The sequence below is a fragment of the Pseudomonas sp. TH31 genome, from assembly GCF_016650815.1.
Taxonomy (GTDB): domain Bacteria; phylum Pseudomonadota; class Gammaproteobacteria; order Pseudomonadales; family Pseudomonadaceae; genus Aquipseudomonas.
Genome location: NZ_JAEKEZ010000014.1, coordinates 102,280 through 117,287, shown reverse-complemented (window position 1 = coordinate 117,287; position 15,008 = coordinate 102,280). Strand labels below are relative to the sequence as shown.

Genomic DNA, 15,008 nt, shown 5'->3' with positions numbered 1-15,008 from the left:
TGAACCTGTGGGAGCGGGCTTGCTCGCGAAGAGGGCGTGTCAGTCGACATTAATGTTTCCTGATCCACCGCCTTCGCGAGCAAGCCCGCTCCCACAGGGTTACGTCGCATAGCCACAATCCCCTGAACTGATGGACAGCAAGCCCATGGCTCCTTATCCCCTAACCGACCAGATGTCAGCCTTCGTCGCGAAAACCCTCGGCTTCAGCAGCGCCGACAGGAGCCTGACCGGGTTGCGCCAGGCCTATGGCGAAATGTGCCAGGCGTTTACCCCGCCACGTCCCGCCGGGCTTGAGGTCACCGACTTCACGCTGTCAGGGGTGGCGGTGCGTTCCTATCGACCCCCGGTGACGCCACCGACCAGCGGCTGGCCATGCATGTTGTATCTGCACGGCGGTGGCTGGGTGGTCGGGGATCTGGATTCCCACGATTTCATCTGTGCCGAACTGGCGGTGGCGCTGGGGACGATGGTGGTCGCCGTGGATTATCGGCTGGCGCCCGAGCACCCGTTCCCGGCGGGGTTCGAAGATTGCCTTAACGTCTGGCGGGCCTTGCGCTCGGGGCCGTTCTGGTTCGATCCCGAGCGAATGATCGTAGCCGGGGACAGTGCCGGCGCAAACCTGGCCGCTGCGCTATGCCTGTCTTTACGTGACACAGGCGAACCGTTGCCCACCGCGCAGGTGCTGATTTATCCGGGGCTGGGCGGTGATCACCCGTTGCAGTCGCGCAGCGAATGCGCCGACGCGCCGTTGCTCAGCAGCAGCGACCTGGATTGCTATCACGCACTCTATTTGCGCGGCACCCCACAACCGACCGCCTATGCCATGCCCTTGCTCTGCGAGGATTTCAGTGGTTTGCCACCCGCGTGGATTGCCGTGGCGCAATTCGACCCATTGCGTGACGACGGTGTGAGCTATGCCGAGCGACTCAACGCCGCAGGCGTTGACGCGACGCTGTATTACGGGGAAGGGCTGGTTCACGGCTGTTTGCGGGGCCGCGGGCAGGTCACCGAGGTCGACCGACTCTATGAAACACTGCTCGGGTTTCTGGCTGACAGACTCTGACACTGCAAGGGCATGCTCATTGACGTAATTCGGGTTTATGATGCCGGACGGCAGAATAATTGAAGTCCCCCCAGGGATGACCTCGACCCCTTACGGAGCGTGCAATGCAGACTTTGTACCCGCAGATCAAACCCTACGCCCGGCACGATCTGGCCGTCGATAAAACCCACACGCTGTATGTCGACGAAAGCGGTTCACCGGAAGGTTTGCCGGTGGTGTTCATCCACGGCGGCCCCGGTGCCGGGTGTGATGCCCAAAGCCGTCGGTACTTCGACCCGAACCTGTATCGCATCGTCACCTTCGACCAGCGCGGTTGCGGTCGCTCCACGCCCCACGCCAACCTTGAGAACAACACGACCTGGGATCTGGTCGCCGACCTCGAGCGGATCCGCAAACACCTGAACATCGAAAAATGGGTGCTGTTCGGCGGCTCCTGGGGTTCGACCCTGGCGCTGGCCTACGCGCAAACCCATCCGGAGCGTGTGCACGGTCTGATCCTGCGCGGGATCTTTCTCTGCCGCCCGCAGGAAATCGAGTGGTTCTACCAGGCCGGTGCCAGCCGTCTGTTTCCCGACTACTGGCAGGACTACATCGCGCCGATCCCGCTGGACGAGCGCGGTGACTTGCTCACCGCTTTCCACAAGCGCCTGACCGGCAACGATCAAATCGCCCAGATGCACGCAGCCAAGGCCTGGTCCACCTGGGAGGGCCGGACCGCGACCTTGCGTCCGAATCCGCTGGTGGTTGATCGCTTTTCCGAGCCGCAACGTGCACTGTCGATTGCTCGTATCGAATGCCACTACTTCACCAACAACGCTTTCCTTGAGCCGAACCAGCTGATCCGCGACATGGGCAAGATCGCCCATTTGCCAGGCGTGATCGTCCATGGCCGCTACGACGTGATCTGCCCGTTGGACAACGCCTGGGAGTTGCATCAAGCCTGGCCGAACAGCGAGCTGCAGGTGATCCGCGATGCCGGGCACGCCGCGTCCGAACCGGGTATCACCGACGCCCTGGTACGTGCCGCTGGTCAGATGGCTCGCCGCTTGCTTGATCTGCCGCCTGAAGAAGCATGAAGGGCCTGCTGCAACGCGTGCGTGGTGCGCGAGTCGAGGTAGCGGGGGAGCTGGTTGGCGCGGTGGACCAGGGTTTGCTGGTGCTGGTGGCGGTCGAGCCTGAGGACACACGGGCCAGCGCCGACAAACTTCTGCATAAGCTGCTTAACTATCGTGTATTCAGTGACGCAGAGGGCAAGATGAATCTGTCCCTGGCGGATGTCGGCGGAGGGTTGCTGCTGGTCTCGCAATTCACCCTGGCCGCCGACACCAAGAGCGGGCTGCGGCCGAGTTTTTCGACCGCGGCACCTCCGGCCTTGGGCGAAGAACTTTTCGACTATCTATTAGGCAAAGCGAAACAGATGCATGGCACTGTGGCATCAGGTAGATTCGGCGCGGATATGCAGGTTCACCTGGTCAATGATGGCCCGGTAACCTTCCTGTTACAGACCTGACAGCCCCTGAAACATGTTTTTAGGGGCATTTCGACTGAAAACAGGGGGTTTTCGCGATAAATACTTTGCTACCCCTGATGCGTTGTAACGCGGCCTACTAGATAATCGCGCGCTACGGGGATCAGCGTTCGTTGGTCCATTTTGACTTAGGTAGAGACTTGCCCGGAACCTGTTGGGGAATCATTTAGCCCCATAGGAGTCGGAACAATGCTCGCCAACTTGGCAAGAGTGGTCTGTAGGGTCGGTTTTTCCATGCTGCATACCTCACAGGCCCTTTAACTGGCCGTTGGTTTTTTGATCTGTTTTCGGCGAGGGTTGCTCGTGATTGTTAGTCCCTGTAATGCACCAAAATTGTCTGCCAAACGGTTCCGAAGCGCTCTGGTAGCGGGCTCTGCACTGCTCTGCCTGTTCAGCGCCGGTCAGCTTTGGGCATTCAATCTGGATGATGTATCGGTCAAGGCAAAAGAGCTGGCCGGGAAGAAATACGAAGCCCCGCGCAGTAACCTGCCGAACGAATTCCGCGAGATGAAATTCGCGGACTATCAAAAAATTCGTTTCCTGACCGAAAAAGCCGAGTGGGCCGATCAGAAAACCCCGTTCAAGCTGTCCTTCTATCACCAGGGCATGCATTTCGACACGCCGGTGAAGATCAACGAAATCACGGCCAACACCGTCGAAGAGATCAAATACGACCCAAGTCGTTTCGATTTCGGCGATCTGAAGTTCGATCCTAAAGCCACCGAACAACTGGGTTATGCCGGTTTCCGTGTGCTGTACCCGATCAACAAGGCTGACAAGCAAGACGAAATCATGACCATGCTCGGCGCGAGCTACTTCCGCGTTGTCGGCAAGGGTCACACCTATGGCTTGTCCGCTCGCGGCATGGCCATAGATACCGCATTGCCGTCCGGCGAAGAGTTCCCGCGTTTCACCGAGTTCTGGATTCAACAGCCAAAACCGGGTGACAAGCACCTGGTGATCTTCGCCCTGCTGGATTCGCCACGCGCTACCGGTGCCTATCGCCTGACCCTGCGTCCGGGCAGCGACACCGTGGTCGACGTCAAGGCCCAGATGTTCCTGCGTGACAAAGTCACCAAGCTTGGCGTTGCGCCGCTGACCAGCATGTTCCTGTTCGGCGCCAACCAGCCGTCGAAAGTGCTGAACTATCGTCGCGAACTGCACGACTCCAGCGGCCTGTCGATCCACGCCGGCAATGGCGAATGGATCTGGCGCCCATTGAACAACCCGAAACACCTGGCGGTGAGCAACTTCGCCATCGAGAACCCGCGCGGCTTCGGCTTGCTGCAACGTGGCCGTGACTTCAGCCACTACGAAGACCTCGATGACCGTTACGACAAGCGCCCAAGCGCCTGGATCGAACCAAAAGGCGATTGGGGCAAGGGGTCTGTAGACCTGGTCGAAATTCCGACCGCCGACGAAACCAACGACAACATCGTTGCCTTCTGGAGCCCGGACAAACTGCCTGAGCCTGGCCAGCCGCTCGACGTTGCCTATCGCATGCACTGGACCATGGATGAAGCCGCCATCCACGCCCCGGACAGCGCCTGGGTTAAACAGACCCTGCGTTCCACCGGCGACGTCAAACAATCCAACCTGATCCGTCAGCCGGATGGCAGCGTTGCCTATCTGGTGGACTTCGAAGGCCCGTCCCTGGCTGCATTGCCGGAAACTGCCGACGTGCGCAGCCAGGTCAGCGTTGGCGACAATGCCGAACTGGTCGAGAACAGCGTGCGTTACAACCCTGAAACCAAGGGCTGGCGCCTGACGCTGCGCATGAAGATCAAGGATCCGAGCAAGGCCACCGAGATGCGTGCGGCGCTGGTCGAGAACATCGTGCCTGAGGATCTGGCCAAGTCTTCGATTCCAGCCTCCAATTCTTCTGTTGCCAAGGCCGACAAGGTCGCCGCCAGGCAGCAAGAGAAAGAGGACAAGGAAGCCAAGGACGCCAAGCAAGCCAAGCAAGCGGAAGCCAAGCAGGCCGACGCCAAGCCAGCTGCCGATGCCAAGAACAAGGACAACAAAGACGCCAAGCAGCCTGCGGCTGCGAACGCGGCCCCAGCCACACCGGAATCGACAGCGACTGAAGAAGTCCTGACCGAGACCTGGAGCTACCAGTTGCCTGCCGATGAGTAATTCTCAAGTACAGCCAGAGACTCTATCGGAGTATCTGGCGCATCTACCGATGACCGACGAGCAGCGCGCGGAACTCGCGGGCTGCCAGTCCTTCAGTGAACTGCACCAGCGACTTTCGTCCTCGACGTTCGACGCACCGACCGAGGCTGCTCAAGCCTCGGTGGGCAAGCGTCTGATCCTGAACAGTGCCGAAGAGCTGGAAGAGGCCGAGATGCTGGCGGTCGACGCCAGTGGTCGTGTCGTACTCAAAGCGACCCCGCCGATCCGCCGGACGAAAGTTGTGCCTGAGCCATGGCGCACCAACATTCTGGTGCGTGGCTGGCGCCGGATGACCGGTCGCACCAATCCGCCAGCGCCGCCGAAGGATGAACGCGTGTTGCCGGCAGCTCGCTGGCGTACCGTCGGTTCGATCCGCCGCTACATTCTGCTGGTGCTGATGCTCGGCCAGACCATCGTTGCCGGCTGGTACATGAAAGGCATCATGCCGTACCAGGGCTGGGCGTTCGTCGACCTGAACGAAGTGCTGCATCAATCGTTGATGCAAACCGCCACGCAAGTGCTGCCGTATGCGCTGCAAACCAGCATCCTGATTCTGTTCGGGATTCTCTTCTGCTGGGTGTCGGCCGGTTTCTGGACGGCACTGATGGGTTTCCTCGAGTTGCTCACCGGTCACGACAAATACCGCATCTCCGGTAAAAGCGCCGGCAACGAACCGATTGCCAGGGACGCACGCACCGCACTGGTGATGCCGATCTGCAACGAAGACGTACCGCGTGTATTCGCCGGTCTGCGGGCGACCTTCGAGTCGGTTGCGGCCACCGGTGACCTGGACCGTTTCGACTTCTTCGTCCTCAGCGACAGTAACGAAACCGATATCTGCGTCGCCGAGCAACAGGCCTGGCTGGAGGTGTGCCGTGAAGCCAAAGGCTTCGGCAAGATCTTCTATCGCCGTCGTCGCCGTCGCGTTAAACGCAAAAGCGGCAACCTCGACGACTTCTGCCGTCGTTGGGGCGGTGACTACAAGTACATGGTCGTGCTCGACGCAGACTCCGTGATGAGCGGCGAATGCCTGACCAGTCTGGTGCGCTTGATGGAAGCCACGCCGGACGCGGGGATCATCCAGACCGCGCCACGGGCGTCGGGCATGGACACCCTTTATGCGCGCATGCAGCAATTTGCGACCCGCGTGTATGGTCCGCTGTTCACCGCCGGCCTGCACTTCTGGCAGTTGGGTGAATCCCACTACTGGGGCCACAACGCGATCATCCGCATGAAACCGTTTATCGAGCACTGCGCCCTGGCGCCGTTGCCAGGTAAAGGTGCATTTGCCGGTGCGATCCTGTCCCACGACTTCGTCGAAGCCGCGCTGATGCGCCGTGCCGGCTGGGGCGTGTGGATTGCCTACGACTTGCCGGGCAGCTACGAAGAGCTGCCGCCGAACCTGCTCGACGAACTCAAGCGTGACCGTCGCTGGTGCCACGGTAACCTGATGAACTTCCGGCTGTTCCTGGTCAAAGGCATGCACCCGGTACACCGTGCGGTGTTCCTGACCGGCGTGATGTCCTACCTGTCGGCGCCGTTGTGGTTCTTCTTCCTCGTGTTGTCCACGGCGCTGCTGGCGGTGAACACGTTGATGGAGCCGCAATACTTCATGGAACCGCGACAGCTCTATCCGCTGTGGCCGCAATGGCACCCGGACAAGGCCGTCGCGCTGTTCTCGACGACCATCGTGCTGCTGTTCCTGCCGAAGTTGTTGAGCATCATCCTGATCTGGGCCAAGGGCGCGAAAGAGTTCGGTGGCAAGTTCAAGGTGACGTTCTCGATGCTGCTGGAGATGCTGTTCTCCATGCTGCTGGCGCCGGTGCGGATGATCTTCCACACCCGTTTCGTACTCGCCGCGTTCCTCGGTTGGGCTGCGACCTGGAACTCGCCACAACGTGACGACGACTCGACACCGTGGAGCGAAGCGGTCAAGCGCCACGGCCCGCAAACCTTGCTGGGCTTCTTCTGGGCCTTGCTGGTGATCTGGCTGAACCCGAGCTTCCTCTGGTGGCTGGTGCCGATCGTCGGTTCGTTGATGCTGTCGATCCCGGTGTCGGTGATCTCCAGCCGTGTTGGCCTGGGCCTGAAGTCCCGTGACGAGAGCCTGTTCCTCATCCCAGAGGAATACAATCCGCCACAGGCGTTGCAGGCGACCGACAAGTACACCCATGAAAACCGTTATCACGCGTTGAAGGACGGCTTTATTCGGGCGGTGGTCGATCCACAGCAGAATGCCTTGGCGTGCTCGCTGGCGACGTCCCGTCACGGTCAGGCCGAACCGATCGAGTTCTTGCGCGCCGAGCGCGTTCGTCATGCATTGAAGGCCGGCCCTGCCGGGCTGAACAACCATGAGCGCCTGCAACTGCTGAGCGATCCGGTGGCACTGTCTCGCCTGCATGAGCAGGTCTGGAGCGAAGGCCACGCCGAGTGGCTGGACGCATGGCGTCAATCGGTGAAAGCCGATCCGCATGCACCGCTGCTGCCGCTCAAGCCGATGAGTGCACAGGCTCAGTTGGCCTGACGAAAAAACCCGCTTCCTTTCAGAAGCGGGGCGCTTCAAAAGATCGTCCGAACGCGGCCCGAGCGTTCGGACGATCTTTTGCTTTTCTGCCCTGCAACACACCAACAAATCCTGCGTAAACCCTTGTGCAAACGAACGAGTGCGTTAGCATCCGTTCCCGAATTGGTGCGCCGGGCAGCTTTCTGTTCGTATCTATCGGTTTTCTAAAGAAAATCGTCGATTGCGCGCCTCACAACGCAATGGTTTTGGGGACTTGATGATGAAGAAGTATCTGTCGATGCTGCTGGTCGGCGTCACGGCATTGGTTGCAGTCAACGCGGCGCAGGCCGGTGCCATCGATGACGCCGTCAAGCGTGGCACGCTGAAAGTCGGCATGGACCCGACCTACATGCCGTTCGAAATGACCAACAAGCGCGGCGAGATCATCGGTTTCGAAGTCGACATCCTCAAAGCCATGTCCAAGGCCATGGGCGTCAAGCTGGAGCTGGTGTCCACCGGCTACGACGGCATCATCCCGGCCCTGATGACCGACAAGTTCGACATGATCGGCAGCGGCATGACTCTGACCCAGGAACGCAACCTGCGCCTGAACTTCAGCGAGCCGTTCATCGTGGTCGGCCAGACCCTGCTGATCCGCAAGGACCTGGAAGGCACCATCAAGTCCTATAAAGACCTGAACACCGACGACTACCGCATCACCTCCAAGCTCGGCACCACTGGCGAATTGGTTGCCAGGAAATTGATCGCCAAAGCCAAGTACCACGGCTACGACAATGAGCAGGAAGCTGTGCTCGACGTGGTCAACGGCAAGGCCGACGCCTTCATCTACGACGCGCCTTACAACGTCGTTGCGGTGAACAAGGTCGGTGCGGGCAAACTGGTGTTCCTCGACAAGCCGTTCACTTACGAGCCGCTGGCCTTCGGCCTGAAGAAGGGCGACTACGACAGCCTCAACTTCATCAACAACTTCCTGCACCAGATCCACGAAGACGGTACCTACGATCGCATCCATGACAAGTGGTTTAAAGACACCGCTTGGCTCAAGGACATGGAGTAACACCCGGTCAGATAGACCGAGTCGCCCCCAATTCGCGAGCCTGCTCGCGAAGGCGCCCTCCCAGGCGATACAGAATCGGAATTTTCAGAGCAAATGAAACAAAAAACATCCCAACTGCCCTGGCACGTGTTAACCGTGCTCGTGCTGATCGGCCTGGCCGGTGCGCTGTACTACGCCACCTCGCTGATGTCCTACGAATGGCGCTGGAATCGCGTGCCGCAGTACTTCGCCTACCACGCCGAAGAGTCCCAGCGCGCCGCTGACATCTCCACCGTCAGCGAGCTGGTGCGCCAGGGCGACAAGGCCGAAGTCACCCTGCGCAATGAGGCGGGCGTTGAACAACAGCTGAGCGTCGACGCAAACAGCCTGCAAGTCGCCCAAGGCGATGATGTGGCTGAAGGCGATGTGATCGGTGTCACCCGGCATTGGGCCGCCGGACCACTGCTGTGGGGCCTGTGGACTACGTTGTGGCTGTCCGTGGTGTCTGGCGTGCTCGGGCTGTTTATCGGCCTGGCCACCGGCCTGTGCCGGCTGTCGAATAACCCGACCCTGCGTGATCTCTCGACCATTTATGTCGAATTGGTGCGCGGTACCCCGTTGCTGGTGCAGATCTTCATTTTCTACTTCTTCATCGGCACCGTGATGAACCTGTCCCGGGAGTTCGCCGGGATCGCTGCGCTGTCGTTGTTCACTGGTGCCTACGTGGCCGAGATCATCCGCTCCGGCGTGCAGTCGATCGCCCGTGGCCAGAATGAAGCGGCCCGCTCCCTCGGTTTGAGCGCAGGCCAGTCGATGCGTCATGTGGTGCTGCCGCAAGCGCTGAAACGCGTACTGCCGCCGCTGGCCGGGCAGTTCATCAGTCTGGTGAAAGACACCTCGCTGGTGTCGGTGATCGCCATTACCGAGCTGCTCAAAAGCGGTCGCGAAGTCATTACCACCTCGTTCTCGCCGTTCGAAATCCTGTTCTGCGTGGCCGGGTTGTACCTGTTGATCAACCTGCCGCTGTCGAAAATCGCCAGCCGGCTTGAGCGGAGGCTCGCGCAAAGTGATTGAAGTCCGCGACCTGGTAAAAGTCTTCGACACGCGCGGCCAGGTTGTGCGCGCGGTGGATAACGTGTCCACCCAAGTGGCGAAGGGCGAAGTGCTGGTGGTGATCGGCCCGTCCGGCTCCGGCAAGTCGACCTTCCTGCGTTGCCTCAATGGCCTGGAGGCGTTTGATTCGGGCTCGGTGAGCATTGACGGCCTGCAACTGGCCGACCCGCAAACCGACGTGAACGCCTACCGCCGGGAAGTCGGCATGGTGTTCCAGCATTTCAACCTGTTCCCGCACATGACCGTGCTGGAAAACCTCTGCCTGGCCCAGAAAGTCGTGCGCAAGCGCGGCAAGCAGGAGCGCGAAGCGAAGGCCCTGGCGTTGCTGGAGAAAGTCGGCATCGCCCAAAAAGCCAACGAGTTTCCGTCACGCCTGTCCGGCGGCCAGCAACAGCGTGTGGCGATTGCCCGGGCGTTGGCGATGGAGCCGAAGGTCATGCTGTTCGATGAGCCGACCTCGGCGCTTGACCCGGAAATGGTCGGCGAGGTGCTGGACGTGATGAAAACCCTGGCCGTGGAAGGCATGACCATGGTCTGCGTCACTCACGAAATGGGCTTTGCCCGGGAAGTGGCGGATCGGGTGCTGTTCTTCGATCACGGCAAATTGCTGGAAGACGCCTCGCCGGCCGATTTCTTTGATGCGCCGAAGGATCCACGGGCGCAGGCTTTCTTGCGGCAGGTTCTCTAACCACAGAAGCAAAAAAGATCGCAGCCTTCGGCAGCTCCTACGGGTGTACACATAACCCTGTAGGAGCTGCCGAAGGCTGCGATCTTTTCGTTTGACGCGGTTTTAAATCCTAAACCGCCCAACCAACATCTGCAGATGCGTGCCCAACCGCGCGAGCTCAACGCTGGAGGCCGCGGTCTCTTCACTCGCCGCCGAGGTCTGCTCGGACACATCACGCACGTTCAGCACGCTACGGTTGATCTCTTCGGCCACGGCGCTCTGCTGCTCGGCGGCAGCGGCAATCTGCTGGTTCATCGACTGGATCGCCGACACTGTGCGAGTGATGCTTGCCAGCGAACCACCGGCCCGACGGGTCAGTTCGACGCTGCTGTCGGTCAGGCTGCGGCTGTTGTCCATGATGGTCACGACTTGCTGGGTACCGGATTGCAGGCCGACGATGAGCTCTTCGATTTCTTCGGTGGACTTCTGGGTGCGCTGGGCCAGGCTGCGGACTTCGTCGGCAACCACCGCAAAACCGCGTCCGGCCTCACCGGCACGGGCGGCTTCGATGGCGGCGTTGAGCGCCAGCAGGTTGGTCTGTTGCGCCACGGATTTGATCACGTCGAGCACGCTGCCGATCTTGTCGCTTTCGCGTTTCAGATCGCTCATGGCGACGGTGGAGTTACCGACTTCTATGGCCAGCCGCTCGATTTGGGCGATGGCTTCACCGACCACTTTGTCACCTTCGCGGGCCTGCTGATCGGCTGCAACGGCGGCCTCGGAGGCTTCCTCGGCATTACGCGCGACTTCCTGCACGGTGGCCGTCATCTCGTGCATGGCCGTGGCGACCTGATCGGTTTCCACTTTCTGGCTGTTGACCCCGGCGCTGGTTTGCTCGGTGACGGCGGACAGTTCTTCAGCGGCGCTGGCAATTTGCGTGACACCGTCGCTGATACCGCCGATCAACTCGCGCAGGCCCAGGGTCATGCTCTGCATGGCGCGCTGGAGCTGACCCAGTTCGTCCTGACGTAGAGAAATGAGGTTTTGGGTCAGATCACCCGCCGCAACGCGTTCGGCGACTTTGAGGGTCTGGCTCAGCGGAATGACGATTTGGCGAGTGATCGCCCATGCCGCGAGCAAGCCAAAGGCGAGTGCGAGGACGGTGGCCATCAGCAGCAGGTTTTTGGCGCTGGCGGCGTCGGTATCGCGCACGATGGTTTGCGACGCAGTCAGTTTTTTGCTGAGGTCGAGCAGGATATCGCCTTGCTCGCTCATGCGTTTGAGCGCGGCGGCACTGGCCACCTGAGAGTCGCGGAATTGGCTGACGGCAGCGCGATAGGCCTTGAGCGAGTCGGTGGCCTGTTGCAGGTTGGCGATGTGCTGTTCCGGCAGTTTGGCCGGCAGGGTCTCGAGGTTTTTCAGGGCGGCGTCGATGGCGTCCAGCGCCGGCTGCTCAGCTTCGGTCTTGGCGCTGTAGGTGTAGCCGCGGACCTGGAAGCGCGCTTGCTGGATCAGTTTGCTCAGGTCGATCACGCTGTTGAACTGGGCGACGCTGTCGCCTTGCAGCAGCGTTTTCTCGACTTCAGCGACCTTGGCCACGGCGTTGTCGGCGGTCGCGCCGAGCTTGCTGCGGGCGTCTTCGCGGTTGGCACCGGCCTGGGTCATGGCGATGAAGGCTTGCTTGTACTGGCTGACGGCGGCCAGTTGCTGGTCGATCATCGCCACGTCGGCGGGTTGCTCGATCAGCTTGCGCGCGGTCTGCAGGCCGGCGTCGAGTTGGCCCACCAGGTCGTTGACCGCGCCCGGGCCTTGTTCGCCTCGGCGCATTTCGTAGTCCAGGCGCGCCAGGCGCAGGTCCTTGGTCAGCTCATTGAGACTGGAAATGAAGCCCAGTTTATCGCCACGGCTCATCACACCTGTCAGGCCGGTCCAGCCGGTGAAGGTGATCAAAAGGGTCAGGAGCAGGACGAGACCGAAGCCGACACCCAGTTTGCGATTAACGCCTACGTTTCCCAGTTTCTCGGCTAGCCAACGGTACATGCTGCTACTCCCCTCGGACCACAAATTGGTTTTATGGGGACTGTATCGGCTGGTTGGCGGGAATCTGTAGGCACCGAGCGGGCTCGCGATGCGGGAACACAACTTTGTGTAGGAGCTGCCGAAGGCTGCGATCTTTTGATCTTGATCTTCGTCGATCTCACTGCCGCGAAGATCAAAAGATCGCAGCCTTCGGCAGCTCCTACGCCGGATGGTGCAGGGTTAGAACAGGCGGGCGAGCAGCGCAGTAACGGCAGTTTCAACCCGCAGGATGCGATCGCCCAGTTGCACCGGTTGCAGGCCGGACTTGCCCAGCAACTCAATTTCGTAAGGGATCCAGCCGCCTTCGGGGCCGATGGCCAGGGTTACCGGTTCGTCCAGGCCACGGGGGCAGGGCGGGTAGTTGCCGGGGTGGCCGACCAGGCCGAGGGTGCCTTCGGTGATGGCGGGAAGGCGGTCTTCGACAAACGGCTTGAAGCGCTTCTCGATGACGATCTCCGGCAGCACACTGTCTCGGGCTTGTTCCAGGCCAAGGACCAACTGTGCACGAATCGCTTCAGGTTCCAGAAACGGGGTTTGCCAGAAGCTCTTCTCGACGCGGTAGCTGTTCACCAGCACGACGCGTGGCACACCCATGGCCGCCACGGTCTGAAACACCCTGCGGAGCATTTTCGGCCGTGGCAGGGCCAACACCAGGGTCAGCGGCAGCTTGGTCGGTGGCTGTTGATCGAGAACGACGCGTAATTCGGCTTCATCAGCATCCAGGCGCAGCACTTCGGCCGAACCCATCAAGCCGCCGATACGGCCGACACGCATGCTGTCACCGACGACACAGCGATGGACTTCCTGCATATGGGTCAACCGGCGATCACGCAGGATCGCCCGGTCGGCCGCAATAAAGTCGGCCTCTTCTAGGAGCAGCAGATTCACGGCTGGGTCGCTGGCGGCTGGTCGTTGTGATCGTCAGCCGGTTGGTCGTCCGGGTGCTCGCCACGTTTGCTGACCAGGCTGCCGAACAGGATGCCGATTTCGAACAGCAACCACATCGGTACGGCCAACAGCGTCTGCGAGAAGATGTCCGGCGGGGTCAGGATCATGCCGACCACGAAGCAGCCGATGACCACGTACGGGCGGATTTTCTTCAGGTATTTGACGTCAACCACGCCGATCCACACCAGCAACACTACGGCCACCGGGATCTCGAACGCTACGCCGAAGGCGAAGAACAGCGTCATGACGAAATCGAGGTAGCTGGTGATGTCGGTCATCATTTCCACGCCGGCCGGGGTGGCAGAGGCGAAGAACTTGAAGATCAGCGGGAAGACCAGGTAGTAGGCGAACGCCATGCCGGTATAGAACAGCAGGATGCTGGAGACCAGCAACGGCACGGCGATGCGTTTCTCGTGCTTGTACAGGCCCGGTGCGATAAAGCCCCAGATCTGATGCAGGATCACCGGGATCGCCAGGAACAGCGAGACCATCATCGTCAGTTTCAGCGGTGTCAGGAACGGCGATGATACGTCGGTGGCGATCATCGTTGCGCCGACGGGCAGGTACGCCCGCAGGGGAGTCGAGACAAAAGTGTAGATCTGCTGGGTAAACGCGAACAACCCGGCGAAGATGATGAAAATCGCCGCTACACAGCGCAGCAGGCGGGTACGCAACTCGGTGAGGTGCGAAACCAGCGGCATGTGCTGGTCGTTTTCAGGAAGTTCGCTCATGGGGCTCGCGGCGGCAATGTTGGGTCGTGAGGGGCCGGCGTTGTCGGCGCGGCGGCAGGAGCAACATGTTCAATTGGTGTCGGTGCGACAACGACAGGCGCAGGCTCGACGGCAGCCACGGTAGGCGCGTGTTCTGCAGGCGGGACAACAACGGCAGGTTCTGCCGCTACCGGAGCATGAATCGTCTGTTCCGCCACCGGCTCGACCGGTTGCACCGGCGTCGCCTCCTGCTGGGTCGGCGTGAAGATCTTCCGCGCCTCCTGTTCCAGGGACAGAATGTGCTCGTTGTGCAGTTGCCGACGAATTTCGTCGGCACCGATTTCACGTTCAACTTCCTGTTTTATCGCGTTGAAGCTGCGCTTCAGCCGCCCGATCCACAGGCCGGCGGTGCGCGCAGCACCCGGCAAACGCTCGGGGCCCAGCACCAGCAGGGCAACGAGGCCGACGAGCAGCAGTTCAGAGAAGCTGATACCAAACATTAGTCAGTGCTCACACGTCTTTGCGGATCGGCTCTTCGACTTTCTGCGCCTGCACGTCGATGGTGTGCGGCTGGTTCAGTGGCGAGGTCGTCGTTGGTTGAGCAGGTGGCACTGGTTGGGCCGGGGTCACCGTCGGGTCAACTGGCTTCTCTTCATCGTTCATGGCTTTGCGAAAGCCCTTGATCGACTCGCCGACGTCAGTGCCGAGGTTTTTCAGTTTCTTGGTGCCGAACACCAGCACCACGACAACCAGGATGACGATCCAGTGTTTCCAGTCAAAAATGCCCATGTTGCTGCTCCTCTCTAATAGTTGTTCAGGCGGACGGGCGCGAGGCTTTCTCGGCGTGTCCGGACAGACCGAAGCGACGGTCCAGTTCATCGAGTACAGCCTGTGGATGCTGCCCCAGTTGGGCGAGCATGACCATACTGTGGAACCACAAATCGGCGGTTTCGTAGATCACATCGCTGCAGTCACCGCTGATGGCGGCGTCCTTGGCGGCAATGATGGTTTCGACCGACTCTTCGCCGACTTTTTCCAGAATCTTGTTCAAGCCCTTGTGGTACAGGCTGGCGACATACGAGCTGTCGGCGGCGGCGCCTTTGCGCTCTTCCAGCACCTCGGCCAGACGGGTCAGAGTGTCACTCATGTGAGGATGTGTCATCAG

General features: G+C 60.5%; 14 protein-coding genes and 1 pseudogene. 8 read left to right on the top strand and 7 right to left on the bottom strand.

The genetic code is table 11. The features are described from left to right. Window positions 1–145 precede the first annotated feature (145 nt). The 8 genes from JFV26_RS10885 (at window position 146) to JFV26_RS10850 (ending at window position 10,127) form a co-directional block, all read left to right on the top strand. A complete protein-coding gene (locus JFV26_RS10885; protein ID WP_201192160.1) occupies window positions 146–1,063 on the top strand; it encodes an alpha/beta hydrolase in 918 nt (305 codons plus the stop codon). A 104-nt stretch (window positions 1,064–1,167) separates the two neighbouring features. Next, a complete protein-coding gene (gene pip, locus JFV26_RS10880; RefSeq protein ID WP_054054666.1) occupies window positions 1,168–2,139 on the top strand; it encodes a prolyl aminopeptidase in 972 nt (323 codons plus the stop codon). After that, window positions 2,136–2,573, top strand: a complete 438-nt coding sequence (dtd, locus tag JFV26_RS10875; protein ID WP_201192158.1) for a D-aminoacyl-tRNA deacylase — start codon at window positions 2,136–2,138, stop codon at window positions 2,571–2,573. The genes pip and dtd overlap by 4 nt, the downstream gene beginning before the upstream one ends. A 321-nt stretch (window positions 2,574–2,894) precedes the next feature. After that, on the top strand, window positions 2,895–4,727 hold the full coding sequence (locus JFV26_RS10870) for a glucan biosynthesis protein (RefSeq protein WP_201192156.1): 1,833 nt from the start codon (window positions 2,895–2,897) through the stop codon (window positions 4,725–4,727). After that, the gene (gene mdoH / locus JFV26_RS10865) at window positions 4,720–7,290 is read left to right on the top strand and encodes a glucans biosynthesis glucosyltransferase MdoH (protein ID WP_201192154.1); all 2,571 of its coding nucleotides are present in this window, start codon (window positions 4,720–4,722) and stop codon (window positions 7,288–7,290) included. Before JFV26_RS10870 ends, mdoH begins: the two co-directional genes overlap by 8 nt. A gap of 259 nt (window positions 7,291–7,549) precedes the next feature. Further along, entirely contained in the window at window positions 7,550–8,347 is a 798-nt protein-coding gene (locus tag JFV26_RS10860) for a transporter substrate-binding domain-containing protein (protein WP_201192152.1), read from the top strand. Window positions 8,348–8,440: 93 nt separating this feature from the next. Continuing rightward, entirely contained in the window at window positions 8,441–9,400 is a 960-nt protein-coding gene (locus JFV26_RS10855; RefSeq protein WP_201192150.1) for an amino acid ABC transporter permease, read from the top strand. Continuing rightward, window positions 9,393–10,127, top strand: coding sequence for an ATP-binding cassette domain-containing protein (locus tag JFV26_RS10850; RefSeq protein ID WP_201192148.1), 735 nt, complete (start codon window positions 9,393–9,395; stop codon window positions 10,125–10,127). Before JFV26_RS10855 ends, JFV26_RS10850 begins: the two co-directional genes overlap by 8 nt. A gap of 102 nt (window positions 10,128–10,229) precedes the next feature. Here the strand turns inward: JFV26_RS10850 and JFV26_RS34815 are convergent, their stop codons facing one another. From JFV26_RS34815 to JFV26_RS10820, 7 genes and pseudogenes are all read right to left on the bottom strand, one after another. Continuing rightward, complete coding sequence (locus JFV26_RS34815; RefSeq protein WP_446739918.1) at window positions 10,230–10,943, bottom strand: methyl-accepting chemotaxis protein; 714 nt, start codon at window positions 10,941–10,943, stop codon at window positions 10,230–10,232. 144 nt (window positions 10,944–11,087) lie between these two features. Then, window positions 11,088–12,146 (bottom strand): annotated as a pseudogene (locus JFV26_RS34810) (methyl-accepting chemotaxis protein); the annotation flags it as partial. A gap of 219 nt (window positions 12,147–12,365) precedes the next feature. Next, window positions 12,366–13,073, bottom strand: coding sequence for a 16S rRNA (uracil(1498)-N(3))-methyltransferase (locus JFV26_RS10840; protein ID WP_201192144.1), 708 nt, complete (start codon window positions 13,071–13,073; stop codon window positions 12,366–12,368). After that, on the bottom strand, window positions 13,070–13,864 hold the full coding sequence (tatC, locus tag JFV26_RS10835; protein ID WP_207200292.1) for a twin-arginine translocase subunit TatC: 795 nt from the start codon (window positions 13,862–13,864) through the stop codon (window positions 13,070–13,072). The genes JFV26_RS10840 and tatC overlap by 4 nt, the downstream gene beginning before the upstream one ends. Beyond that, window positions 13,861–14,343, bottom strand: a complete 483-nt coding sequence (gene tatB, locus JFV26_RS10830; RefSeq protein WP_201192142.1) for a Sec-independent protein translocase protein TatB — start codon at window positions 14,341–14,343, stop codon at window positions 13,861–13,863. Before tatB ends, tatC begins: the two co-directional genes overlap by 4 nt. 10 nt (window positions 14,344–14,353) lie before the next feature. Then, entirely contained in the window at window positions 14,354–14,632 is a 279-nt protein-coding gene (locus tag JFV26_RS10825) for a twin-arginine translocase TatA/TatE family subunit (protein ID WP_123402561.1), read from the bottom strand. 25 nt (window positions 14,633–14,657) lie between these two features. Further along, window positions 14,658–14,990, bottom strand: a complete 333-nt coding sequence (locus JFV26_RS10820; protein WP_008047820.1) for a phosphoribosyl-ATP diphosphatase — start codon at window positions 14,988–14,990, stop codon at window positions 14,658–14,660. Window positions 14,991–15,008 lie beyond the last annotated feature (18 nt).

What these genes read in the sequence shown, in the direction of transcription:
- JFV26_RS10885 (WP_201192160.1), top strand. Translation starts at nt 146, where the DNA reads ATGGCTCCTTATCCCCTAACCGACCAGATGTCAGCCTTCGTCGCGAAA.
- pip (WP_054054666.1), top strand. Translation starts at nt 1,168, where the DNA reads ATGCAGACTTTGTACCCGCAGATCAAACCCTACGCCCGGCACGATCTG.
- dtd (WP_201192158.1), top strand. Translation starts at nt 2,136, where the DNA reads ATGAAGGGCCTGCTGCAACGCGTGCGTGGTGCGCGAGTCGAGGTAGCG.
- mdoH (WP_201192154.1), top strand. Translation starts at nt 4,720, where the DNA reads ATGAGTAATTCTCAAGTACAGCCAGAGACTCTATCGGAGTATCTGGCG.
- JFV26_RS10860 (WP_201192152.1), top strand. Translation starts at nt 7,550, where the DNA reads ATGAAGAAGTATCTGTCGATGCTGCTGGTCGGCGTCACGGCATTGGTT.
- JFV26_RS10855 (WP_201192150.1), top strand. Translation starts at nt 8,441, where the DNA reads ATGAAACAAAAAACATCCCAACTGCCCTGGCACGTGTTAACCGTGCTC.
- JFV26_RS34815 (WP_446739918.1), bottom strand. Translation starts at nt 10,943, where the DNA reads ATGCACGAGATGACGGCCACCGTGCAGGAAGTCGCGCGTAATGCCGAG.
- tatC (WP_207200292.1), bottom strand. Translation starts at nt 13,864, where the DNA reads ATGAGCGAACTTCCTGAAAACGACCAGCACATGCCGCTGGTTTCGCAC.
- tatB (WP_201192142.1), bottom strand. Translation starts at nt 14,343, where the DNA reads ATGTTTGGTATCAGCTTCTCTGAACTGCTGCTCGTCGGCCTCGTTGCC.
- JFV26_RS10825 (WP_123402561.1), bottom strand. Translation starts at nt 14,632, where the DNA reads ATGGGCATTTTTGACTGGAAACACTGGATCGTCATCCTGGTTGTCGTG.
- JFV26_RS10820 (WP_008047820.1), bottom strand. Translation starts at nt 14,990, where the DNA reads ATGAGTGACACTCTGACCCGTCTGGCCGAGGTGCTGGAAGAGCGCAAA.